Source organism: Desulforapulum autotrophicum HRM2 (assembly GCF_000020365.1).
GTDB lineage: Bacteria > Desulfobacterota > Desulfobacteria > Desulfobacterales > Desulfobacteraceae > Desulforapulum > Desulforapulum autotrophicum.
The window spans coordinates 3,321,388-3,343,268 of record NC_012108.1 but is presented as its reverse complement, the minus strand read 5'-3'; the positions used below and the strand labels follow the sequence as shown (position 1 = coordinate 3,343,268).

18 protein-coding genes, 1 tRNA gene and 1 other RNA gene are annotated in these 21,881 nt (G+C 50.6%); 16 read left to right on the top strand and 4 right to left on the bottom strand.

Annotated elements, in window-relative coordinates; translation table 11 throughout:
- Positions 1-7: 7 nt before the first annotated feature.
- Positions 8-529, bottom strand: a complete 522-nt coding sequence (locus tag HRM2_RS14540) for an ATP-dependent zinc protease family protein (RefSeq protein ID WP_015904791.1) — start codon at positions 527-529, stop codon at positions 8-10.
- Between the two features lie 301 nt (positions 530-830).
- Between HRM2_RS14540 and hisB the strand changes: the two genes are divergently transcribed.
- The 11 genes from hisB to ispD all read left to right on the top strand — a co-directional run bounded on the left by hisB (position 831) and on the right by ispD (position 11,582).
- A complete protein-coding gene (gene hisB, locus HRM2_RS14535) occupies positions 831-1,418 on the top strand; it encodes an imidazoleglycerol-phosphate dehydratase HisB (RefSeq protein ID WP_041273286.1) in 588 nt (195 codons plus the stop codon).
- Positions 1,419-1,499: 81 nt separating this feature from the next.
- Complete coding sequence (gene dnaG / locus HRM2_RS14530) at positions 1,500-3,308, top strand: DNA primase (protein WP_015904788.1); 1,809 nt, start codon at positions 1,500-1,502, stop codon at positions 3,306-3,308.
- A 26-nt stretch (positions 3,309-3,334) separates the two neighbouring features.
- Positions 3,335-5,191, top strand: coding sequence for an RNA polymerase sigma factor RpoD (gene rpoD / locus HRM2_RS14525; protein WP_015904787.1), 1,857 nt, complete (start codon positions 3,335-3,337; stop codon positions 5,189-5,191).
- Between the two features lie 57 nt (positions 5,192-5,248).
- Positions 5,249-5,324: transfer RNA gene (locus tag HRM2_RS14520), tRNA-Ile, on the top strand.
- Between the two features lie 162 nt (positions 5,325-5,486).
- Positions 5,487-6,299 (top strand): Nif3-like dinuclear metal center hexameric protein, encoded by an 813-nt coding sequence (locus tag HRM2_RS14515; RefSeq protein WP_015904786.1) that lies wholly within the window; start codon positions 5,487-5,489, stop codon positions 6,297-6,299.
- A 52-nt stretch (positions 6,300-6,351) separates the two neighbouring features.
- On the top strand, positions 6,352-7,095 hold the full coding sequence (locus tag HRM2_RS14510) for a zinc ribbon domain-containing protein (protein ID WP_015904785.1): 744 nt from the start codon (positions 6,352-6,354) through the stop codon (positions 7,093-7,095).
- 40 nt (positions 7,096-7,135) lie between these two features.
- Positions 7,136-7,515: RNase P RNA component class A (gene rnpB, locus HRM2_RS25705), an RNA gene on the top strand.
- Between the two features lie 60 nt (positions 7,516-7,575).
- On the top strand, positions 7,576-8,331 hold the full coding sequence (locus HRM2_RS14505; protein ID WP_015904784.1) for an ABC transporter ATP-binding protein: 756 nt from the start codon (positions 7,576-7,578) through the stop codon (positions 8,329-8,331).
- Positions 8,319-9,503, top strand: coding sequence for a SufB/SufD family protein (locus tag HRM2_RS14500; protein ID WP_015904783.1), 1,185 nt, complete (start codon positions 8,319-8,321; stop codon positions 9,501-9,503). Before HRM2_RS14505 ends, HRM2_RS14500 begins: the two co-directional genes overlap by 13 nt.
- 27 nt (positions 9,504-9,530) lie before the next feature.
- Positions 9,531-10,835 (top strand): HPr family phosphocarrier protein, encoded by a 1,305-nt coding sequence (locus HRM2_RS14495; RefSeq protein WP_015904782.1) that lies wholly within the window; start codon positions 9,531-9,533, stop codon positions 10,833-10,835.
- Between the two features lie 9 nt (positions 10,836-10,844).
- Positions 10,845-11,582 (top strand): 2-C-methyl-D-erythritol 4-phosphate cytidylyltransferase, encoded by a 738-nt coding sequence (gene ispD / locus HRM2_RS14490; protein ID WP_015904781.1) that lies wholly within the window; start codon positions 10,845-10,847, stop codon positions 11,580-11,582.
- Here the strand turns inward: ispD and HRM2_RS14485 are convergent.
- Positions 11,551-12,630 carry a KamA family radical SAM protein gene (locus HRM2_RS14485; protein WP_015904780.1) on the bottom strand — a complete coding sequence of 360 codons (1,080 nt, stop codon included), beginning with the start codon at positions 12,628-12,630 and terminating at the stop codon, positions 11,551-11,553. The genes ispD and HRM2_RS14485 overlap by 32 nt on opposite strands.
- 439 nt (positions 12,631-13,069) lie before the next feature.
- Between HRM2_RS14485 and HRM2_RS14480 the strand changes: the two genes are divergently transcribed.
- Positions 13,070-13,828: an SDR family oxidoreductase gene (locus HRM2_RS14480; protein WP_015904778.1), complete on the top strand. Its 759-nt coding sequence runs from the start codon at positions 13,070-13,072 to the stop codon at positions 13,826-13,828.
- A gap of 161 nt (positions 13,829-13,989) precedes the next feature.
- Positions 13,990-14,739: an enoyl-CoA hydratase/isomerase family protein gene (locus HRM2_RS14475; RefSeq protein WP_015904777.1), complete on the top strand. Its 750-nt coding sequence runs from the start codon at positions 13,990-13,992 to the stop codon at positions 14,737-14,739.
- A 19-nt stretch (positions 14,740-14,758) separates the two neighbouring features.
- On the opposite strand, the gene HRM2_RS14470 is transcribed toward HRM2_RS14475, so the two are convergent.
- The gene (locus tag HRM2_RS14470; RefSeq protein WP_015904776.1) at positions 14,759-15,394 is read right to left on the bottom strand and encodes a TetR/AcrR family transcriptional regulator; all 636 of its coding nucleotides are present in this window, start codon (positions 15,392-15,394) and stop codon (positions 14,759-14,761) included.
- 322 nt (positions 15,395-15,716) lie between these two features.
- Here HRM2_RS14470 and HRM2_RS14465 point away from each other — a divergent pair, with 322 nt between their 5' ends.
- Entirely contained in the window at positions 15,717-16,655 is a 939-nt protein-coding gene (locus HRM2_RS14465) for an ABC transporter substrate-binding protein (RefSeq protein WP_015904775.1), read from the top strand.
- 228 nt (positions 16,656-16,883) lie between these two features.
- Here the strand turns inward: HRM2_RS14465 and HRM2_RS14460 are convergent, their stop codons facing one another.
- On the bottom strand, positions 16,884-18,275 hold the full coding sequence (locus tag HRM2_RS14460; RefSeq protein ID WP_015904774.1) for a MerR family transcriptional regulator: 1,392 nt from the start codon (positions 18,273-18,275) through the stop codon (positions 16,884-16,886).
- A gap of 376 nt (positions 18,276-18,651) precedes the next feature.
- Between HRM2_RS14460 and HRM2_RS14455 the strand changes: the two genes are divergently transcribed.
- Together HRM2_RS14455 and HRM2_RS14450 are read left to right on the top strand one after the other, a co-directional pair.
- On the top strand, positions 18,652-20,715 hold the full coding sequence (locus tag HRM2_RS14455; protein WP_015904773.1) for a protein PrkA2: 2,064 nt from the start codon (positions 18,652-18,654) through the stop codon (positions 20,713-20,715).
- Positions 20,716-21,876 (top strand): DUF444 family protein, encoded by a 1,161-nt coding sequence (locus HRM2_RS14450; protein WP_015904772.1) that lies wholly within the window; start codon positions 20,716-20,718, stop codon positions 21,874-21,876.
- The last annotated feature ends 5 nt before the right edge of the window (positions 21,877-21,881 follow it).

The window sequence follows — 21,881 nt, the reverse complement described above, 5'->3', positions numbered from 1 at the left end:
TGGTTCCTTAAGATATCTGTCCAGTTTTTTTTTGTTTTGTTTCCGGACAAGGGCGTTTTTTAAAGGTGGTTTTGGCCTTTTTGGGGGGCTTTCCGCCGTAGTAGGATCTGCCCGCATCAACAAGGAAGCGGCTTCGAAACGCCTCCCGGCCAAGCAGCATGCGAAATCCCATGTTACAGCGGTTGGCAAGGGTGAGTTCCACGGGCCAGGTGACACCGAGCAATTCCACATTGGTCACAATGACAGGTCGCAACTGTGCAATACCGCTTGAGCTGCGAACGGATCTTACCTCGAGCACCCTGGCCGTAACTTCCACACGCCTGTCTGTTTTGTTCTGGGTGGGAATTACCGTGAACCGCACCCAGTCTGCACCATCCTGTTCAAATATTTCAAGATGCAAGGCGTGCAAGGATGACGATCGTGCGCCCGTATCCACTTTGGCCTTGATCCGTTTGATGCCAAGATCTGGCAGGCCTACCCACTCTCTCCAACCAATGACGGATAACCCTGGTTTTTTTTGTTTCACCATTCCCGTTATCGGGTTTTCTTTTTTTCCCGTTTAGCTTCTTTCTTTTCCTTGGCCGTTTTCTGGGGTTTTTTCTTTACCGCTTTTTTTGTATCTTCTGATTTTGACATGGGAAGTTCTCCTTGGGGTGAGTGATGAAAAAAGGGCAGAGAGCACTGCCGCGATCAAGCAAACGGTCATAAAATTATTGACACCAGGTGGGTGATGATTGTATAATTTAAAAATCCGCACTTAAACTGACAGAACTCTTTATTGGAACCAATTACATATAACAGCAACCGGGAATATGCAAGGCTAATTTTATATGGAACGAGCAGCTACAATAGACCGCAGGACAAACGAGACAGAGATTGAGGCAGGGTTTCAGATTGACGGATCTGGCAAAGCCGACGTTGCAACGGGCATTGGGTTTTTTGACCATATGCTCACTCTTTTCACCGTGCACGGTTTTTTTGACCTGACCCTCCGGGCCCGGGGGGACCTTGAGGTTGATTTCCACCACACGGTTGAAGATGTTGGGATTGTTCTGGGTCAGGCCCTATCCCGGGCCCTGGGGAAAAGAGAGGGTATCTGCAGATATGGTCAGGGGGCTGTTCCCATGGATGAGGCCTTTTCACGGGTGAATGTGGATCTTTCCAATCGGCCCTTTCTTGTGTACCATCTTCCGTCAACCATCCGTTCCCAGGGCCCCTTTGACGCCTATCTTGCCAGGGAATTTTTCAGGGCCTTCAGCGTCCATGGGGGATTGAATCTTCACATCAATGTTGACTATGGTGAAAATGAACATCATATACTGGAGTCGATCTTCAAGGCCCTTGGACGGGCTTTGAATGTGGCTTGCAAACGCCATGAAGGGTTTATCGGAACCCTTTCAAGCAAGGGACTTCTCTGATTCTGTGTTGACATTTGGTTGTCAGTTATTAGATTGATAGTTTCATAAATTGAATACCCGGTTGGAGCCACCCTTTTTTAAATGTTAATTCCCCAGGAGAAAATTTCAGAGATCATAAACGCCTCTGATATTGTTGAGGTCATATCTGAAGTTGTACTCCTGAAAAAGTCGGGTAGAAACTATTTTGGACTGTGTCCGTTCCATTCTGAAAAGAGTCCGTCGTTTTCCGTGAGCCCGGAAAAACAGATTTTTCACTGTTTCGGGTGTAGTGCCGGCGGAAATGTGTTCTCCTTTTTAATGCGGCACCACGGAATTTCCTTTCCAGAGGCAGTCAAGATGGCTGCCGCTCGGTATAACATTGTGGTGGAAATGGGATCTGTCGACCCTGAAAGAAAACGGCGGATTGCCCTTAAAGAGGAATTGCTGAGGCTCAATACCGCTGTGATGAAGCATTATAAGGTGCTTCTTACGGACAGTCCCGGTGCCCAGGGGGCAAGAAACTATTTGAGGGACAGGGGAATCACCCCTGAAACCATTGATACCTTTTCCCTTGGCTATGCAGAGGATCGCTGGGATGATATGGTTCGGTTTTTCAGACACCTCAAGCTGGGGCGAAACCTGGCCGAACAGTCCGGGTTAGTCCTTGAAAGGGCATCTGACAGGGGGGGTAAAAAGGGGTATTATGATCGGTTCCGAAACAGGATTGTTTTTCCCATAGTGGATACGAACATGCAGGTGGCAGGCTTTGGAGGTCGGGTCATGGATGATTCCATGCCAAAATATTTAAACTCTCCTGAGACACCTGTTTACAGCAAGGGGCAGATTCTTTACGGGCTTCATCTTGCAAAGCAGTATTGCAGACAGGTAGATTGTGTTTATATTGTAGAAGGATATTTCGATTTTTTGTCGCTTTTTCAGAACGGAATAAAGAACACGGTGGCAAGCCTTGGCACGGCATTGACGGTTGATCATGTCAGACGGCTTAAAGGCTTTGCCACCCGGGCGGTTCTTGTGTTTGACTCGGACAACGCAGGTATTAATGCGGCAAAAAGATGCGTTTCAACCTTTGCCGCAGAAGGTGTTGATGTAAGAATCCTGGTGCTTCCCAAGGGACATGACCCGGATTCCTTTGTCAACTCAGAAGGTGCAGATGCCTTTAAACGGGCTGCAGACCAGGCCATGTCTGTGATGGATTTCTTGACAGATACGGCCATGAAGAAACATGGTTCTTCCGTTGAGGGTCGGATTGCCGTTCTTGAAGAGATGAAACTGCCCCTTGCCCGGATTGAGGATAGTGCGGCAAGATCCCTGTATGTGAGGGGGCTTGCCGAACAGCTCGGGATTGATGAATCAGCCGTTCTTGAGCGGGTACGCAATGTGGTTTCAACCCAGGGGGGAGGGCAACCCGTGTCCCTGCCTGGCAATGGTGATTTATCTGACCCGGATGATTCAGGCGAAACACTTGAATCTTATAGAAGGGAAGAGCAGATGCTTGCCATGATTATTCAACACCCCGAGGTAGGGCGTGAAGCCTTAAATCAGGGCGTGCTGGACCATTTCTACTGTGAACGGTTCCGGCGGATTGGCAGAATTGTTGCGGAACAAGATGGAAACGAAGGGATGATGGCGGCCGATCTGATGGCTGCCATGGCAGATGATCAGGATCGACAGCTTGTGGCCTCCCTTGCCATGATGGACGGTGGCCTGGAAGGCGATGTTCTGGAAAAAGCTGTTTTTTTAATGAAAAGAATTGTCAAGGTGAGGGTTAAAACAGAAAACACCCTGGCAAACCAGATAAGAAGAGCGGAACAGGGCGGTGATTCCCGGCTTCCTTTTGAACTTTTAAAAAAGCGTCAAAAAGAAATCCGGAAATTGCATGGTTATGAATAATAAAAAGCCTTTTGGAGGCATTTTTTATGGCAGCAGAATCGGTTGAAACACAGGAGAATAAAGCTGTTTCTAAGGAAGTACTAAAGAAACTGATTGAACGGGGAAAAAAAGAGGGTTCTCTCTCCTATGCCGAAATAAATGAGGCCATTTCGGAAAATTTGAAATCTTCGGATCAGATTGATGATATAATGGTGAAGTTCAAGCAGCTTGGAATTGATCTGATCGACACGGACAAGGGGGAAAAGCCTAAGAAGAAAAAAGTGAAAAAGGTTGTTAAGTCGGCTCGTCTGAATGATGGTGCTGATGACGGCGATGATGATTCCGAGGCCCCTCCTGGCAAAAAATCCAAGTTTGGCAAGGCAACGGCCGCCGACATGGAATTCGGAACGGTTACCGACCCTGTCAAGATGTATCTCAGGGAGATGGGGATGGTGACGCTTCTCAGCCGTGAGGGTGAGATCGAGATTGCAAAAAAGATCGAGGTGGGTGAAAGGGAGGTTCTCAAAGGACTCCTGGCAAGTCCCATTGCCGTTGATCATCTTCTCTCCCTTGGTGGGCGCATGGAGGCCCAGCAAAACCGGCCTGAGGATAGCAGACTTCGGCCCAAACACATTCTAAGGGATGTGGATGAGGGTGACGGTATGGTCGACGAGGTGGTCAAGCTTGAAAAGTTTCTGGCCTGTCTTGATGAGATTAAAGCACTCCATCTTCTCAACCAGGAGAAGAGAACCCAGATCCTTGCCGGTGGTCTTGAGCCCCAGGCTGTCCGCAAGATGAGGGACGATATCCGCAGCAAAAATGAAAAGATCTATGAGCTTCTTAAATGCTGGCGGTTTGAGAGCGGGGTTGTCGATAAGATAGAAAAGAGCATACGGGCGAATATTCGCTGGTTTGATACCATGGATGACCTGTTGAAGCGTTGCTCTGCATCGTTTAAAGCCCGAAGGGACGACATGGTTGATATGCTTGAGGATCACGATGACTTTGTTGCCTGGGTGCTGGAACGTTCTGAAATGGACGAGGCCCGGGCCCGGGTGCTTCACCAGGACCTGTGTGCCATCACTGCACAGATTAGCGTTCGAAAGGATAATGTCAAGGGGGATGCTGCCACACTTAAAAAGATCATCAAGGGGATCGACAAGGGCAGAATGGTGGCAAAGTATGCCAAGAGTGAGCTTGTCCGGGCAAACCTGCGGCTGGTTGTGAGTATTGCAAAAAAATATACCAACCGGGGCCTCCAGTTCCTGGATCTCATCCAGGAGGGAAACATCGGGCTTATGAAGGCTGTGGACAAATTTGAGTACCGGCGGGGGTATAAGTTCAGTACCTATGCCACCTGGTGGATCCGCCAGGCCATCACCCGGGCCATTGCCGACCAGGCAAGGACCATCCGGATTCCCGTTCACATGATTGAGACCATTAATAAGCTCATCAGGACTTCCCGCTATCTTGTCCAGGAAATGGGCAAGGAACCCTCCCCTGAGGAGATCGCAGAAAAGATGGAAATTCCCCTTGACAAGGTGAGGAGGGTATTGAAGATTGCCCGGGAACCCATCTCCCTTGAGACCCCCATCGGCGAGGAGGAAGACAGCCATCTTGGGGATTTTATTGAAGACAAGAAATTTTCCCTGCCGTCGGAGGCCGCCATTAACCTCAACCTTGCCGAACAGACAAGAAAGGTGTTGGCAACGCTGACCCCAAGGGAGGAAAAGGTGCTTCGCATGCGGTTTGGCATTGGAGAAAAGGCTGATCATACCCTGGAAGAGGTTGGTCGGGATTTCACCGTGACCAGGGAGAGAATTCGACAGATAGAGGCCAAAGCCTTGAGAAAGCTTCGTCACCCGACCCGAAGTCGTAAATTAAAGAGTTTCATCGAGATTTAGTGCTTGACATACACAGGTCAATCTATATAATGCTTGAGTTTGCTGATGGGGGTGTTCGGGCCCATAGCTCAGTTGGTAGAGCCACCGGCTCATAACCGGTCGGTCCCTGGTTCGACCCCAGGTGGGCCCACCATCACCGCAGCAGTTTGATGTTGTGTTTAATGCCATAATGGATAGATATGCGTATATGACTTTGTCATTGATACCTGTTTTGAAAAAAAGTTTGCCGGGGAGCGTGGTACTTGATACCACGCTCTTTTTGTTTTTATCTGTCCATCCATGAAACGGGGGTGAAATGAAGCCATCAATAGCGGATCTGCTTGACCTGATCGACAGTATGGCACCCTTTTCCCTTGCAGAGGCATGGGATAATTCCGGGCTCCAGGTGGGCAGCAGAACATGGCCGGGGTCCAAGGTCCTGTTGGCCCTTGATGTAACGCCCCAGGTCGTGGCTGAGGCTGTCTCCTGGGGGGCTGATCTTGTTCTCACCCACCACCCGCTGGTGATGGGACCCATCTCTTCCATTGATTTTTCTTCGATTCAAGGTTCGATCATAGCACTTTGTGCACGCCACAGGATTTCCATTGTCTCGGCCCACACAAATCTGGACAAGGCCCATCAGGGCCTGAACGATTATTTTGCACGACAGATAGATGTCTTTCCAGGTTCCAGCGTTGAGCCCATGATTCCGGAAACCGAAGATGCCTCAATCGGGACCGGCAGGATCTATACCCTTGAAACCAGATTGACCCTCAACCGTCTGGTGGAGCAGATCAAATCAAGGCTTAAAATCTCCAGTGTAAGATATGTTGGAGACCGGGATCTCATGGTCAATACCCTTGCCCTGTGTACGGGCAGCGGCGGTTCCCTTGTTGGAACATTTCTCAAATCAGGGGCCGACGTTTTTATTACAGGGGATGTCAAGTATCACGAAGCAAGAAACGTTGAGCAGGCAGGTCTGGGCCTTATTGACGTGGGGCATTTCGCATCCGAGCACATGGTTATAGCGCTCCTTGCAGAGCGTCTCAGGGCATGGGCGAAAACAACGGGATTTGAGATCAAAGTCAAGGCGTTTGATGGCGAGAAAGATCCGTTCATAACAGTATAACAATGCTTGCCGCTGGAACCATGGGGGGGCGGCTGCCACAGGGGAAGAAAAGATGCAGGAGATAACCAGGGAGGATGTCAATATTCTTGTCCAGCTTCAAAAGGCTGAGACAGAAACCGTTCGTATTGAGTCTTTTCTTAAAAAGATTGAAAATGAAAAAATTGGTGTGGAAAAAGAGCTTGTTACATTTAGAACAGCCCTTGAAGAGCACAAAAACGCATTGAGCCAGTCTGAAACCCTTTGCCGGGAGACTGAGGCCGAGATTCAAATGCTTGGCGAACGCGTTGTCCGGAGCAATGAAAAGCTCAGACAGGTCAAGACCAACAAGGAATATCAGGCTCTCCAGCGCGAGGTAGACGACAACCGAAAACGCAAGGAATCCCTTGAGAACAGCTTTATGCAGATCCTTGAGACCAAGGAAGCCAATGAGGCCATTGTTGCGGAAAGGGAGGCTGAACTTGCCCAGTTGTCTGAAAAGATACGTGCTGATCAGGCGGAAATTGATAAAAAGGGTGAAGACGACCGTGCACTCCTTGAACAGTACCGCAAACAGAGGGAAGAGATCGGTAAAAACCTGGATCCCTCACTTTATCGACAATTCAACCAGATTTCAGATGCCAGTGGCGGGCTAGCCGTGGTCCAGGTAAAGGAGCGGTTGTGCCGGGGATGTTTCATGAGTATCCCCCACCAGCTCTATATTGAGGTGCAGCGCTGCAATAGCTTGATTTTGTGCCCCCAGTGTAATAGGATTCTTTACTATGCCGAACCCGAGGAGAATACGGTCAAGGCAGAGTAGACGTACGGACAAGAAGATATAGACAAAAAAAGTATACGGTCGGACCAGACTAGGCGATCGCGGGATCGAAAGATTTCGAGGAAAGTCCGAACACCGCAGGGCAGGACGCTCCATAACGTGGAGTCGCAGCAATGTGAAGGAAAGTGCAGCAGAGAATAGACCGCCGGGCACCCCTTGGGGTGCCCGGTAAGGGTGAAACGGTGCGGTAAGAGCGCACCAGTTTTCCAGGTGACTGGAAAAGCTTGGTAAACCCCGTCCGGTGCAAGACCAAATAGAGAAGCGTTTGAGGGTTGCCCGCCTGAGCTTCCGGGTAGGTTGCTTGAGGTGCACGGCAACGTGCATCCTAGATGAATGATCGCTGCCCCGGCATCGGGTAACCGTGCAGGGGTACAGGATTCGGCTTACTGGCTGATCTGGCCGTATTTTTTTGTGAGTGTTCTTTGGGGGCCGCATTTTTTTAAAGGCTTATGAGGATGAATTATGTTAGTGATTGAGGAGCTTGGGGTCGAGATCGGCGGAAAGGAAATTCTCCAGAACGTTAATCTCCATGTTCCCAGGGGAGAGACCCATATTCTGTTCGGACCCAACGGGTCTGGCAAGACGTCCCTGATGATGACCATCATGGGTTTTTCCGGGTACAAGGTGACCCGGGGACGGATTCTGTTCAAGGGTGAAGATGTCACCCATATGCCGGTGCACGAACGGGCAATCCTTGGCATTGGCGTGCTGTTCCAGCGGCCACCCACCATCAACGGGCTGTCCACCCGCCGCATGGTGGAAATCTGTGGGCGGGGACGAAAGATGGATGTGGATGCCATGTCTGAACATCTGAATTTCAAGGATTTTCTTGACAGGGATGTGAACAGCAACCTGTCAGGGGGTGAGATCAAGCGCAGTGAGCTTCTTCAGCTTGCGGCCCAGGCCCCGGACCTTCTGCTCCTGGACGAACCGGAATCGGGCGTGGATCTTGAGTCCATTGTTCTGCTTGGTGAGAGTATCAATGCCCTTCTTAACCGTGGAATAAAAAATCAGCCTGCCTGTCACCGGATTTCCACAAACGACGACGCAAAATCAGCCCTGGTCATTACCCATACCGGTCATATCCTGGACTACATAACTGCAGACAGGGGCCAGGTGCTATACAAGGGCCAGCTTCGCTGTTCACGTAATGCCCGGGAAATTTTAAAATGGATCAGGGAGTACGGATATGAGGAGTGTGTCAGATGTTCAGCCTGAATGAATCCAAGGACGATCCAAATGTCGTGGACCTTTCCAAATACAGCATGGAAGCCGAAACCCACGGTTTTCAGGAGAGCCTGGACAGTATCGATCCTGTTGATGCCGATGAGTTTATTAAAGTCGGAATAGAAAAACAGTCATCCCTTAGATCAGGTTCATTTATTCAAAAGGACGCCTCCATTGTCCATTGCAGTCGATCCATGGAGGGGGTTGAGATTTCTGGCATTGCCCAGGCGTTGGAACAGGACCCGGGTCTTGAGCGTTATATGTGGACCCTGCTTGACCCTGAAGCGGATGAACTGAGCCGGTCCACCAGAAATGCGCCCCTCCAGGGGTTTTTCATTCGAAGCCGGCAGGGTGTTAAAACGGAAAAGCCCCTTCAGACCTGCCTTCACATTGCAAAAGAAGGGTATGCCCAGCGGGTCCATAACCTCATCATTGCTGAAGAGGATTCCGAGCTTCACATCATAGCTGGGTGCTCCACCTCCAGTCATCTTCAATCGGGACTGCACATCGGTATTTCCGAATTTTTTGTAAAAAAGGGTGCAACCCTGAAGTACACCATGATCCACGAGTGGGGAGAGAAGGTAACTGTCCGGCCCAAGACAGCTGTACATGTGGAGGAGGGTGGGGTTTTTATCTCCAATTACATTTCCCTGAAACCCGTTGGATCCCTGGTGACAAATCCTGTGACCTATCTGGAAAAAGACGCCACGGCAAGATTCAATTCGATTCTGGTGGCCGGTAAAGGTTCTTACATGGATGTGGGATCGGTTGTTGAACTAAGGGCTCCGGGTGCAAGGGCTGAAATTATTTCAAGGGCCATTGTAGCCGGTGGCTCCATCATCTCCAGGGGACACCTCAAGAGCATGGTGCCTGGCGTCAAGGGTCACCTTGAGTGCAAGGGGCTGATTCTGAAAGACGGACTTCTCCACGCTATTCCCGAGCTTTCCGGTTTCACTCCCGGGGTGGAACTCTCCCATGAGGCAGCCGTTGGAAAAATTGACAATCGTGAGATCGAATACCTCATGGCAAGGGGGCTTGACGAGGGAGAAGCCATTTCCACCATTGTCAGGGGGTTTTTAAATGTGGATATCGATGGCCTTCCGGCAGAACTTGCGGCCAGGATGGACAAGGCGGTTCAGGAGACTGAACATGATATGATGTGAATCGGATCTGGGGCTTAAATATCTTCCATGGCAATCTCGTGCGAAATTTCGTTCAAGGAAAAGGCAAATCTATTCTCGTTTGAATATCTCAAGTGCATTCGTTTTATCGAAGGAGTGGATTCAGACGACTATATCCTGACCAAGAAGCTTTACTCCAAACTCATCACGGCCTCCCATCTGCTTGAGGATTTTCTTGATTTCCACGGGGCAAAGAACAACCGGGAGTGGGTGTTTTACCGGGAGTTGTCGGCGGCCATGCGTCACCTTGCCCTGGCCGGTTACTCCCAGAAGCATATCCTTAACCGTATCGGGTTCTACGAGCTGAAAAACACCCATAGGTTTAAACTAGAGTCCACCGACACCCTGCTCATGATCCAGGACTCGTTAAAGCTTGCAGCCCCGGTTATCCTTGCCGAGGCAGGCAAACTTGGCATTGAGATTCCCAGCTTTGGCTATGATGTCAGGTTCTTTCCCGGCATCATGACCGGTGAGCAGCTCGAACATAACATTGACGACCTGGACGACCGTGATCGACGGCAGCAGAACCTGACAAGCATTGCCAGTGAATTTCTGGATTTGATCAAAAATTTTGAACCTTTTTCCTTTTATGAACGCTATGACAGTCAGACGATCAGGCAGCTTGTTCCGGCCAAGGTGAACGAGGTGGGCATCCGCCGTTTTGAGATGCTTCTGCACAACCTCCAGAGCTCGTTTGATTCCTATGTGATCCATGGTGGCTTTTTCCACGGCAATCGAAAGCTTAAGCAGCTCAGAAGCCATTTTTCCATTGTGTTCCATATTCTCCAGGTTATGGGGCGGCTGCTCCATTTCTACGAGCGCCATCTCCATGATGTCGAATATAAGGACATGTATAAAACCGTCAGCGAATCCCTTTCAGGCATTATTGATCCTGACCTTCTCCTTGACCGGGCCATCAACTACTGCCTCTTTTATGCCTGGCAGTTTCTAAGCGCCGGCAAAGAGATCACCCTGGAGGTATTGAACGAATACATCGATCGTTCGTCTATCTTTGTGGGAATTCCAAAGGAGAGGGGCTTCCACAGTCGACCCAGCCTGCTTGTGGCAAAAATTGTCCAGCACTATGGTGGCGAGGTCACCATGCGTGTGGGTGAGGACAGTTTTGATGCGTCAAGTGTTCTTGACATGCAATGGGCCGGGGGCAAGATAAAGAAAGAGGATGTGGAACAGGTGGAGTTCACCGGGGATTCAAGGGCCCTTGCCGATCTTGAGGTGCTGGCCCGGGTCAACTATGGTGAGGACTCCATGGGCAAGGGTGTTCCCCTGCCTCCGGAACTCTCCTATCTCAGGTAGGTGGCTGGCATGTCTGATCATTTCCCATCTGACCAGGAGAATTTTGCTGTTATTGTTGCAGGCGGTAAGGGGCTTCGTATGGCATCCTTGGTTCGCAAACAGTATCTTGATCTTCTTGGTCTTCCTGTGCTTGCCCGAACCCTTAAATCCTTCGTTGCCTGTAAAAACATTAAAACCATTGTTGTGGTTGTTCCCCCTCAGGACATGACCTTTTGCCGTGACACCATCCTGAAGCCCCAGGGGCTTGAACCCAGGGTTGATCTTGTGGCCGGGGGAAGTGACCGTCAGGAATCTGTGAGAAACGGGCTTTTGGCTGTCAAAATCCTCAGGGAGGCGGGTAAGTCCTGCCTTGTCATGGTACACGACGGGGTGAGACCTTTTGCCGACCACGCCATGATCCAGCGTTGTTTAGAGGCGGCCCGGGAACATGGGGCTGTTGTTCCCGTTGTTCCGGTAAAAGACACCCTGGTCAGGGGAGATAAAAACGGGTTTGCCATTAAAACCATTGACAGGACAGGTCTGTTCCAGGTCCAGACCCCCCAGTGCTTTGACTTTGACCTGGTGCTTGCCGCCCACGATCATGCACTTGCAACCTGTTTTTCAGGAACCGATGATGCATCCCTGGTCGAACACCTGGGCCATAGGGTTTTCATGACCCAGGGCAGTGCAGAAAACATCAAGATTACCACCCGGGACGATCTCGTCCTTGCCCGGGCTATTGCTCGTCTGGAATGTTTGGAAGGATAGTCTCTTCTCCCAGGTAGTTCCTCAATCGATACTCTTTTTCTGTCTTTTCAATCATGTAGTCATTTCCCATGAGGGGAATTTTTCCGATGTTTGTGGCAATGACATAGGTCGGGCGGGCAAGGCCCGTTGTATGGCCCTGGAGGCCGTCCCGGATCAGTTGAGACCCTTTTTCAACCCCTGTTCTGAAATGGTCGATGCCGGGAGCCGCCTCACAATAAAACAGGTAGTAGGGCCGGATCCTCGTATAAACCAACTTCTGGTGGAGTTCCCTAAAGGTGTCCACATCGTCGTTTATCCCCTTGAGGAGCACGGCCTGGTTCCCCACGTTTACCCCGCACCGGAGAAGATCAAACACGGCCCTTGCAGTTTTGTCTGTTATTTCCTTTGGATGGTTGCACTGGGTGTTGATCCAGATGGGAACCCTGTGGAAATCACCAAGGATTTCCATGAGGTCCTGGGTGATCCTCTGGGGAAGGTTGATGATGGTTCGTGTGCCAAACCGGATCATTCGCACATGGTCGATTTGTCTGAGTTGAGTGATGAGGTCGCCCAGCAGCTGGTCAGACAGTAGAAAGGGGTCTCCGCCCGTGACAAGGACATCCTTGATTTCCTTGTTTTTTTTGATCCATTTAATGCCCTGGTCAAGGTCAAATCTGAGCTTGAGACGCTGGTCAACCACCACTTCGCGTCTGAAACAGTGGCGGCAATATGAAGCACAGGTGTCGGTCACGGTAAAGGCCACCCGGTCCTGGTACTGGCGGGCGATGCAGTCGGGCCTTTCTGGGTCAACGGTCCTGTTTTCATGGAACATAAGGTAATTCTTGATGCCATATGTGTTTTCAAGTTCCTTGAGTGATGGAATGATTTGCCTTCTGACCGGGCAGCAGGGGTCGTCGGGGTCCATGAGGGCGGCAAAGTAGGGGGTGGTTCCCCAGCGGGTGTCAAGGGTGTTGATGGCCTTCAGTTCTTCAGGGGTGGGATTAATTATCCTGCGTAATTTTTCGGGGGTGTTGATAAACCCCTGCATCTGGGAAATCCATTCTTCCATCTTGTGTCTGTCTCTTTTTCAGGTTGCTGTGATATTGACCCTTATCGGGAGGGTAGTCACTACCAGGATTTGGTCCCATTGTAAAGGTCAGTTCGGCAATTCTAATTGTGGCTGCATCTGGAGTGACAGCCGGTATCTGCTTGCTGAACCTATAAAGTCGGGGGATTATCGACCAGGACAAACCCAAATCGCAAAAACTCGGTCGTTCCTCCCTCAAACAGTTTGCGATTTTTCGGGTTTGCCCTGGCCAAAAATCTGATTCCCTTTGTTTCTCAATGTTCATCAAGCAGATACCGGCTGCCCTCCCTGTGTTGATTGCCATAATTTAGAATTGCAGGTGCGGGTTGATTTCCTTAAAATGGTTGACACCTGGATGCGTAAAAGATATCCGTTTGTAGGGAAGAATAATGTTTAACCTTATCGTCAGGAGGAACGCAGGATGGTGAACTTTTCATTAAAGGGTAAAATAGCGGTAATCACAGGGGCGAGCCGGGGCATTGGTCGGGCCATGGCCATGGCCTTTGCCGAACATGGTGCCCACTGCATTCTGGTGAGCAGAAAATCCGATCTCCTGGAAAGGGTGGTGGGTGAAATCCGGCAAAAGGGGTTCAATGCCGAGGCCATTGCCTGTCACATGGGGTATGAAGATCAGATTGACCAGCTTTTTAAAACCATCCAGGAACGCCACGGCCGGGTGGATATCCTTGTGAACAATGCCGCCACCAATCCCCATTTCGGTAATATGCTCGATGCCGATGCCGGCATGTGGGACAAGATCATTGACGTCAACCTCAAGGGGCCCTTCTTCATGATTAAAAAGGCAGCGCCCATGATGATGAAAACCGGCGGTGGTGCTATTTTAAACATTGCGTCCATTAATGCCAGGCGTCCGGGGCTCATGCAGGGGGTTTACTCCGTGTCAAAGGCGGCACTTGTTTCCATGACCGAGGTGTTTGCAAAGGAGCTTGCCCCCTTTAAGATTCGGGTAAACGCACTGCTTCCAGGATTGACCGATACCGATTTTGCAAGTGCCCTGATCAAGAACAAAGAGATCCACGACTTTGTGGTCAAGCAGATCCCCATGGGCCGCCATGCTGAACCCTCGGAAATGGCGGGTGCGGCCCTTTACCTTGTGTCGGATGCTGCATCCTACACCACTGGAATTAGTCTTGCCTGTGACGGCGGCATATTAATATAGTGTTTGAACGAAAACTCACCCATCTGTAGCGTTGCTGCAAAATTCTGCAACCGTCACGTAGTATAGTACGCTCTTCGGTTTCAGAATTTTTTGCGCCTTGCATATGGGCAATTCTTCGCCCAAACACGGGTTTTCGATCAACCACTAAAAGAGGAGAGAATATGGAAACTTTTGAATACAGAGTCCAGGGGGCCGTGGGATATCTTACCCTTAACCGGCCTGAAAAGTATAATGCAGTTAATGGGGAGATGATGGAGGAACTCCACGCCTTCTGGCTTGAGCGTCGGGCAGACGAACAGACCCGGGTGATCGTCCTTGACGGGGGGGATGCCAAGGGGTTTTGCGCAGGGCTTGACATGGATTCCCTTGGGAGTTCGATTTTTGGAATGACACGGGTTCAGGCCTATAACGCCCAGGCCCGGCTCTCCCGGCTGCTGCTTGCCATGCGGGCCGCTCCCCAGCCCATCATTTCCTGCATCCATGGGGCTGCTGCAGGTCTGGGGTTTTCGTTTGCCATGGCCTCTGATATTCGCATTATCACGGACGATGCCAGATTTTCGGCCGCCTATATCAATATCGGCCTTGGCGGGGCAGACATGGCTTCAAGTTATTTTCTGCCACGGATTATCGGGTCTGGCAGGGCCAACGAGTTTCTGCTTACGGGAAACTGGATGAATGCCGATGATGCCATGGCTCTGGGGTTTGCAAGCAGGCGGGTTGAAAAGGCGGATCTTGTTTCAACGGCCACAGGGCTTGCCGAAACCATGGCGTCCAAGGATCCCCTTGGGCTGCGGATGACCAAGGAGGCGTTAAACATCAATATAGATGCCGGCGGCCTTGAGGCGGTACTCCAGATGGAGGACAGAAATCAGATGATGGTTCTTTTTTCCCATAGAATGGAGGCAAAATAGGATAGAATGGGAAGGGGTGCTATGCTTCTTCCCGGTTTTCTTGTTCTGCCAGGGCCATGAACAGGGTCTCCACCATGTTCCCAATGCGCTTCATGTGCTGTTGACGCTGGGCGTCGCTTCTTCCCGGATAATTCCTGAATGCAATGAGAATTCCGCTCAGGCTTGAAAAAAGGGTGTGGGCGAGAAGCCGTGTGTCAGCCTTGAATCCCAGTTGTTTGAACACCTTTTGAAAAAGGTCCATGACCTGCCTTGCCACGTTGTCAAGTTTTTCAACTGCGCTTTTTCCCCGGTTGCCGTGGAGGGCAAAGTGGGTGGTCATCCGCCACTGGGCCTCGTGGACAAGGTAATAGTCCAGGAAGAGGTCGATGACGCCTCGTATGGTGATCTCTCCTGGGGTTGCATTTTTGATGTGCCGGTCAAGGGCGTTGATGAAGTTCCGGGTGTCCCTGAGGGTTATTTCCACATAGAGTTCTTCCTGGTTGGTGAAGTATGTGTATATGGAGGACTTTGAGATGCCTGCTTTCCGGGCGATTTCCACCATGCTCGCCTTGTCATAGGTCTTTTCTCCGAAAACGGTTCTGGCGGCTTCAATAATGAGGTCCTGTCGGATTTCGCGTTCCTTGGCCTTTAATCGGCTGAGGGTATCTTTTTTCATGGTGGTCTGATTTCTCCATGGTTTAACGTTGCAACAGGACAGAATTTAGCATTATTTCTGAATTATATCAAGGCGTGTTTGATGTGGTGATCACTGTTTACTGTCTGGGCTCATGACCTTTGTGCGGATTGGACAACTCCAGGCAGTTCTTGGTGGTGCACAGGCCTTCGGGGCCTGTAACAAGAAGGCTCTTGCAGGGCGCGGGATACGGAAATTCCTATTGACACGGTCGGGAGACATCCCCTATAGTAGCGACCTATAGGGGTTAAATTGAATGCTGGGCATCGGTGACAGCTCGGATTAAAACTTGGAGGCAGGTATTATGGCGGACAAACCAATTTTAAAGATTGGACATCTAAAGATCACAGATCACCTCATTCTTGGCGTTACCGATCTCAAGCTGAAAAAAGGCATGGAAACCTTTGATCACTGCGGCATCCAGACGGTTCTGAAAAACGGGTGGAACGAAGTTGCTGACGCCCTTGCCACAAAAGCCCTTGACGGTGCGCTTATACTGGCACCCACGGCCATGGATCTCTACAAGTCAGGGGTTGGCCTTAAACTGCTTCTTCTGGCCCACCGTTCAGGAAGCATCCTTGTGAAAAACAAAAAGGCAAACATTCAGAAAATCGAAGATTTTGCAGGAAAGACTGTGTTGATCCCCTATCAACTCTCCATTCATAATATGCTGTTCCATAAGCTGCTGTCGGAAAAAGGGTTGAAGCCGGGCAGGTCGGGTGAAAAGGATGTGGATGTCATCCTTGAGGTCGTGGCACCCTTTCAGATGCCCGAAGCCCTTCAATATGATGAAGATGGCGAAATCGGAGGCTTTATTGTTGCAGAACCCATTGGCTCCCAGGTCATTGCATCGGGTCTTGGAGAGGAGTTCTACCTTTCAAAGGATCTGTGGCCAGGACATCCCTGCTGTGTTTTTGTCATGCGTGACGAGATCATTGAAAAGCATCCCGAAGCGGTCCAGGAATTGACCACAAGCTTTGTTAAATCAGGTCTTGCCATTGATGCCCAGCCGGATCCTGCCTCGGCCATCGGGGCCAATTTCCTTGCCCAGGAAAAGGTGGTTATTCAAAAAGTGCTCACCGACCCCCCGGACCGGATTACAACCAGCAGGCTGTTTCCAGTTATTGAGGATCTTGATACCATTCAGCACTACATGATGGACAAGATGAAGGTCATGACCAGCCTCATTGATCTTGACGGCTTTGTCGATACCCGGTTTGCCAAGATTGCCAAGGCAAAATAGTTAATGTTTGAACGAAAACTCACCCACCTGCTGCGTTGCTTCACAAAGCTACCAAATTTATAAATCGGGCTTCATGTACGATAGTACGCTCCGGTTTCAGCTTTGCTCGCGCCTTGCATCTGGGCAAGTTTGTGAACATAGCTACTCTTCGAGCCATCCAAACACGGGTTTTCGGTCAGGCAATAGCTAATACATCATGCCGGTAAACTGAGTTTGCCGGGGATGGTCCTATTTTTTTGCGGCATCAATGAACCTGTAGATCTGGTCAATGGCCTTGGTGCTCCAACGGGGTTTTCCCGAAAGCGTCAGAACTCCGTCGTTGTTGAATCGGTCTGTTGTCTCTTCCACGCTTGATCCCTGGTTTTTCAGCTGGATGATGATGTTGATGATTTCAGATTTGTATGATTCAAAGTTTTCATCAGGGGTGATGTTCGGTTTGATTGAGGCCGTTTCTTCTTTTCCCAGCAGATCTGAGTCATCCAGTCCGGCATCGCCCTCGACCAAGGGTTCTTCAGGTGTATCGTCCACAAGCAGGCCAAGATCGTCCAGGGGTTCATCCTGAATGTCATCCACCAGCAGGTTGAGGTCGTCCAGGGGTTCATCAGGGGTATTCTCCACCAGCATGCTGAGATCGTCCAGGGGGTCTTCAGGGGTGTCTTCCACCAGCAGACCAAGGTCGTCCAGGGGTTCATCAGGGGTATCTTCCACCAGCATGCCAAGGTCGTCCAGGGTTTCATCAGGGGTATCTTCCACCAGCATGCCAAGGTCGTCCAGGGTTTCATCAGGGGTGTCATCCACCAGCATGCCAAGATCGTCCAGGGTTTCATCAGGGGTGTCTTCCACCAGCATGCCAAGGTCGTCCAGGGCTTCCTCCGGGGTGTCTTCCACCAGCATGCCAAGGTCTTCCAGGGCTTCCTCCGGGGTATCTTCCACCAGCATGCCAAGATCGTCCAGGGTTTCTTCAGGAGTGTCTTCCACCAGCATGCCAAGGTCATCCAGGGACTTTTCAGGGATGCCGTCTTTCAGAAGACTCTGGGGGGACTGATCAATTTCCGGCCCAGGGTTTGCTTCCGGAGATGATGCCCGGGGGGCTTCGAAACTGGTTTCCTCTGGCACCACCTGCCCTGGAATACCCTGATTCATTCCGTTGAGGGCCTTTGCAATTGCATTCATGGCAAGGGCCTTTTGTTCTTCGGCCGCGGCCCTTTTCTCAATTGCCCGGGCCTTTTGTTCGTCGGCCCCGGCCCGTCGTTCCTGGGCCGTTGCGATTCTCTCCTGCAGGGTGGCCATGGTGCCAAGGAGGGACTGAATCATGTCCAGTCCTTTACTTACCGTTTCGTCAATTTTTTGTTTTCTGTTGCTGGCTTCTGCCTCTTTTCCGGTGGCAAGGGCGTTCTCCTCAAGAAAAGTCTCAATTTGCGATGGAATCATGCCGTCATCGATTTTTTCGGCAATCAATAAAAGAGTGGCGATGGACTGCCTTGGATATCGTTTCTGTCCCCTGTCAACGGTATGGGGAAACCATGGGCTGAAGCGGTTCAGCCAGAATCTTACTGAGGATTCTCCCTGGTCTATCTCCCTTGCAAGGGCTTGGGGGCTAAAAAAATCATTTAAGGGCATTGTCACCTCTGTCTCCGTGGTTGATTCTCTATTTTGACATCAAGGCCATATCCATGTTTTGAAAGATACAATATCATATCCTAAACCCGGGGTGAACTTTTATTGTTGAATAATTTGACATGGCAATATTTCCCCTGATATAGTTATTTCAACAATAAATTATTCATAATAGTCGGCATGGCCGGAGCAGGGTATCCGCCCTGGATGCAACGAAATTAAAATACCCCATTGCGGATTTCGTGGGGGTTCTTCATAATAAAACACCTTGTAAGATATACCTCATTTAACAGGTAACGGCTTCTTCTTAGTTTCAGGTTTCAGATATTTCAACCAGGTTTTGCAGCACAACCTCTTTTGTGCTGTCAGGGAGGAAACAATGGGTGAAAATAAAGATCAAAAATCTTTAATGTTTCATATTGATGCGTTGAAAACTGGGAAGCGGATCTTTGAGGACGCCTTCCAGGGGGTCACACGGATGATCCTTGAAAGCGGAGTTGAAAAGGTGAGCGTAAAGGGCAAAACCACCTATCATTTTGACATTTTTCACAAGGGGAAAAAGCACCTCATTGGCATGTACGACGAAATCAACAGCTTTGTGTCGTTTGTCAAGGATGCCTCCGAGGGAGGGTCTTCAAGGGAGATGGCCTTTGTGCTTGTTGGAGAGCCTGGCAATGGAAAGACCTTTTTTGTTGATTACCTTTGCGATCAGTATCGGCTGTTTCTCTCTCGGCCGGAAAACAGGAAATACACCTTTCGGTTTAAGAACCTTGACAAGTTAAATGGTTACGGCAGGATAACGACCATTGAGTCCCAGACCTATGAGGACCCCATGATCCTTGCCATGGGGCTGTGCGAAACCATGGACGAAACAAAAACCTATCTTGCCAAAACAGTCAGGCTGTCCGACCACGAGATCGATACCCTGTTTGCGAAATATCGTCCACTTGGGGCCTGTTCCAGTTACATCTGGAGCCAGATCCGGGAGTATGCCGATGCTGACATGGAAGAAATGCTTTCGTTCATCGATATCGTGCCTGTTCCCATGACCGAGAGCCTGGGAACCATCACGGGTAAATATCCTGCAAAGGATAAGATCACAAGCTCTGCCGTGGACCTTCTGGGCGAAGAATCAATCCAGCGCCTGCTTCACATCACCGACACCAACAACCCCTACCGGTTTGACCTGAGAAGGGGCGCCCTTGCCCGGGTGGCCGGTGGCGGGATTCATTTTTCCGACGAAATCTACAAGAACAAAAAGGACCTTGTCCAGGTCTACCTGGGGGTGATCCAGAATCGGACCATCGAGATCGACGGTTACAAGTGGCCCATTGATACCCTTATTGTCGCCACCAGCAACAACTCTGAATTTGATTCGTTCCTGGCAGAAAGGGAGGAGGCACCCATTGTGGACCGCTGCCGCATCTGCTATGTGGCCCACAACACCGATTACAAACTCCAGCAGGAGTTGACACGTTACGCCATCGGCAGTGATGTCAAGACTACCCTGAACAGTGACAAGCTCCACCAGGACCCCAATCTCAACTATGCGGCATCTGTGGGTGTGGTGCTCACCCGGCTTCCCAAATCGGAAAAACTCACCCCGGTTGAAACCATGAAACTTGCCGCAGGCGAGGTGGCAGGCGAAAAGAGCCTCAAGACCCTGGCCGAGCTCATCGACACCCTGAACCAGGGAACCGACATCACCAAGCGGTTTGGCCAGAAGGGCCTTGGTCAGCGGAACCTGGGCCGGTCCATCCAGCTGCTGTTAGAGAGCAGCGAAACCAACGAGGGCAACTGCATGTTTGCCCTGGACATCTTCAACACCCTTGAGCGGGTGGTCCTCGACTATGTCACCGATCCTTCGGACCGAACCAAATTCATGGATGACCTCAAGATCGGAAGGGGGCTTTACCGGGAGCGGATAATGACCGAGATGTTCAACGCCTACATGGACGAGCCCCTGGCCATTAAAAAGGATGTGATGAACTACATCAACATGATCATTGGTGTGGATGCCGAGCACCTCGGTCCTGACTTGATGTGGAAGTACAAGGACCCCCAGACAGGGGAGCTCAAGGCCATGAAGATTGACGAGCGCTACATCAAGAACGTGGAAGAACGGCTCGGGCTCAAGACCGAAGAGCAGAGGGCCTCGTTTCGCAACTCCATTCGCAAGATTTACGGCCAGAAGATTTCCATTGATCCCAATTATGATTTCATGGACAACCTTGAACTTGTCAAGGCCATCACCGACGTTCGGTTAAAATCCGACATTGCAGGTGCAGGCAGTCTGGTGGGCGCCCTTGCCAACCGCACCAACGAGGAGAACCAGAAGCTCCATGACCGGATGATCAACACCATGATGGAGAAACTGGGCTACTGCAGGACCTGTTCCACCAAAACCATTGAGTATTTTTGCAGCCAGGAGGATGATAAATAAATGATCACTCTGGACGAACTCCTTGAACGGGATAAAAAGCGCGAAGATGACGGATTTAAGCCCAAGATCCGAATTGGTCGCATTGTAAAGCCCGGCCAGGGCAGCCGGGACAGGGTCGTTGTGGTGCCGACAACCGTTGAGGAAAAGTTTGTCCACGATGAGATAAACATGGAACAGGAGGGAGAGGGTGAACCCACGGGCGGCACCGGAGAAGGAGAAGAGGGCGAGGTGATCGGAGAGCAGCCCATTCGACCCGAAGCTGAGGGAGAAGGCGGGGGTGAGGGACCCGGAGAGGGTGGCGGCGGCGAACATGAGATAGAGTCCAACGCCTATGAATTAGGTAAGGTTCTCAGCGAAGAGTTCAAGCTTCCCAACCTCAAGGATAAGGGCAAAAAAAGGACCCTTGCACGCTATGTGTACGAACTCACGGACAAGCACCGGGGGTTTGGCCAGGTGCTTGATAAAAAGGCAACGCTCAGGCGTATCGTTCAGACCAATATCGCCCTTGGCCGGGTGACGGACCCGTACAAAATTGACACCTCAGGTTTTCTCATTTCGCCAAGGGATATGGTCTACAGGGTTTTATCCCGGGAAAAGGCCTACGAATCCCAGGCACTGGTGTTTTTTCTCCGGGACTACTCGGGATCCATGGGGGGAAAGCCCACCCAGACCATTGTCTCCCAGCATGTGATGATTTATTCCTGGCTTTTATACCAGTATAAACGCCAGGTGTTGACACGGTTCATTCTCCACGACACCGAGGCACGGGAGGTGGACGATTTTTATAAATATTACTCGTACAAGGTGGCAGGAGGCACAAAGGTGGTGTCGGCCTACCGGCTTGTCAATGAGGTCGTCGAGCAGGAGAGCCTTGCCAGGGACTACAATATTTACGTATTCCACGGCACGGACGGCGATGACTGGGACACCGACGGCAAAGATGCCCTGGTTGAGCTTGAGAAGATGCTTGGCTATGCGGCAAGGGTGGGAATCACCATTGCGGAACATCAATACGCCCGGGCCAACCAGACCGAGGTTGAAAAGTATATCAGGGCATCGGGTCTTCTTGAGAAAAAGAGTGCTTTTTTTAAAATGGACACGCTCAAGGAGGATGCCGATGATGCAAGGATCATTCAGGGGATTAAACAACTGATCTCCTAATTTAT

Excerpts from the sequence above, each read along its gene's own strand:
- HRM2_RS14475 (WP_015904777.1), top strand. The coding sequence starts at position 13,990 with ATGGAAACTTTTGAATACAGAGTCCAGGGGGCCGTGGGATATCTTACC.
- HRM2_RS14460 (WP_015904774.1), bottom strand. The coding sequence starts at position 18,275 with ATGCCCTTAAATGATTTTTTTAGCCCCCAAGCCCTTGCAAGGGAGATA.
- dnaG (WP_015904788.1), top strand. The coding sequence starts at position 1,500 with ATGTTAATTCCCCAGGAGAAAATTTCAGAGATCATAAACGCCTCTGAT.
- HRM2_RS14465 (WP_015904775.1), top strand. The coding sequence starts at position 15,717 with ATGGCGGACAAACCAATTTTAAAGATTGGACATCTAAAGATCACAGAT.
- HRM2_RS14495 (WP_015904782.1), top strand. The coding sequence starts at position 9,531 with ATGGCAATCTCGTGCGAAATTTCGTTCAAGGAAAAGGCAAATCTATTC.
- HRM2_RS14470 (WP_015904776.1), bottom strand. The coding sequence starts at position 15,394 with ATGAAAAAAGATACCCTCAGCCGATTAAAGGCCAAGGAACGCGAAATC.
- HRM2_RS14500 (WP_015904783.1), top strand. The coding sequence starts at position 8,319 with ATGTTCAGCCTGAATGAATCCAAGGACGATCCAAATGTCGTGGACCTT.
- hisB (WP_041273286.1), top strand. The coding sequence starts at position 831 with ATGGAACGAGCAGCTACAATAGACCGCAGGACAAACGAGACAGAGATT.
- HRM2_RS14455 (WP_015904773.1), top strand. The coding sequence starts at position 18,652 with ATGGGTGAAAATAAAGATCAAAAATCTTTAATGTTTCATATTGATGCG.
- HRM2_RS14515 (WP_015904786.1), top strand. The coding sequence starts at position 5,487 with ATGAAGCCATCAATAGCGGATCTGCTTGACCTGATCGACAGTATGGCA.
- HRM2_RS14450 (WP_015904772.1), top strand. The coding sequence starts at position 20,716 with ATGATCACTCTGGACGAACTCCTTGAACGGGATAAAAAGCGCGAAGAT.
- ispD (WP_015904781.1), top strand. The coding sequence starts at position 10,845 with ATGTCTGATCATTTCCCATCTGACCAGGAGAATTTTGCTGTTATTGTT.
- HRM2_RS14540 (WP_015904791.1), bottom strand. The coding sequence starts at position 529 with ATGGTGAAACAAAAAAAACCAGGGTTATCCGTCATTGGTTGGAGAGAG.
- HRM2_RS14510 (WP_015904785.1), top strand. The coding sequence starts at position 6,352 with ATGCAGGAGATAACCAGGGAGGATGTCAATATTCTTGTCCAGCTTCAA.
- HRM2_RS14480 (WP_015904778.1), top strand. The coding sequence starts at position 13,070 with ATGGTGAACTTTTCATTAAAGGGTAAAATAGCGGTAATCACAGGGGCG.
- HRM2_RS14505 (WP_015904784.1), top strand. The coding sequence starts at position 7,576 with ATGTTAGTGATTGAGGAGCTTGGGGTCGAGATCGGCGGAAAGGAAATT.
- rpoD (WP_015904787.1), top strand. The coding sequence starts at position 3,335 with ATGGCAGCAGAATCGGTTGAAACACAGGAGAATAAAGCTGTTTCTAAG.
- HRM2_RS14485 (WP_015904780.1), bottom strand. The coding sequence starts at position 12,630 with ATGGAAGAATGGATTTCCCAGATGCAGGGGTTTATCAACACCCCCGAA.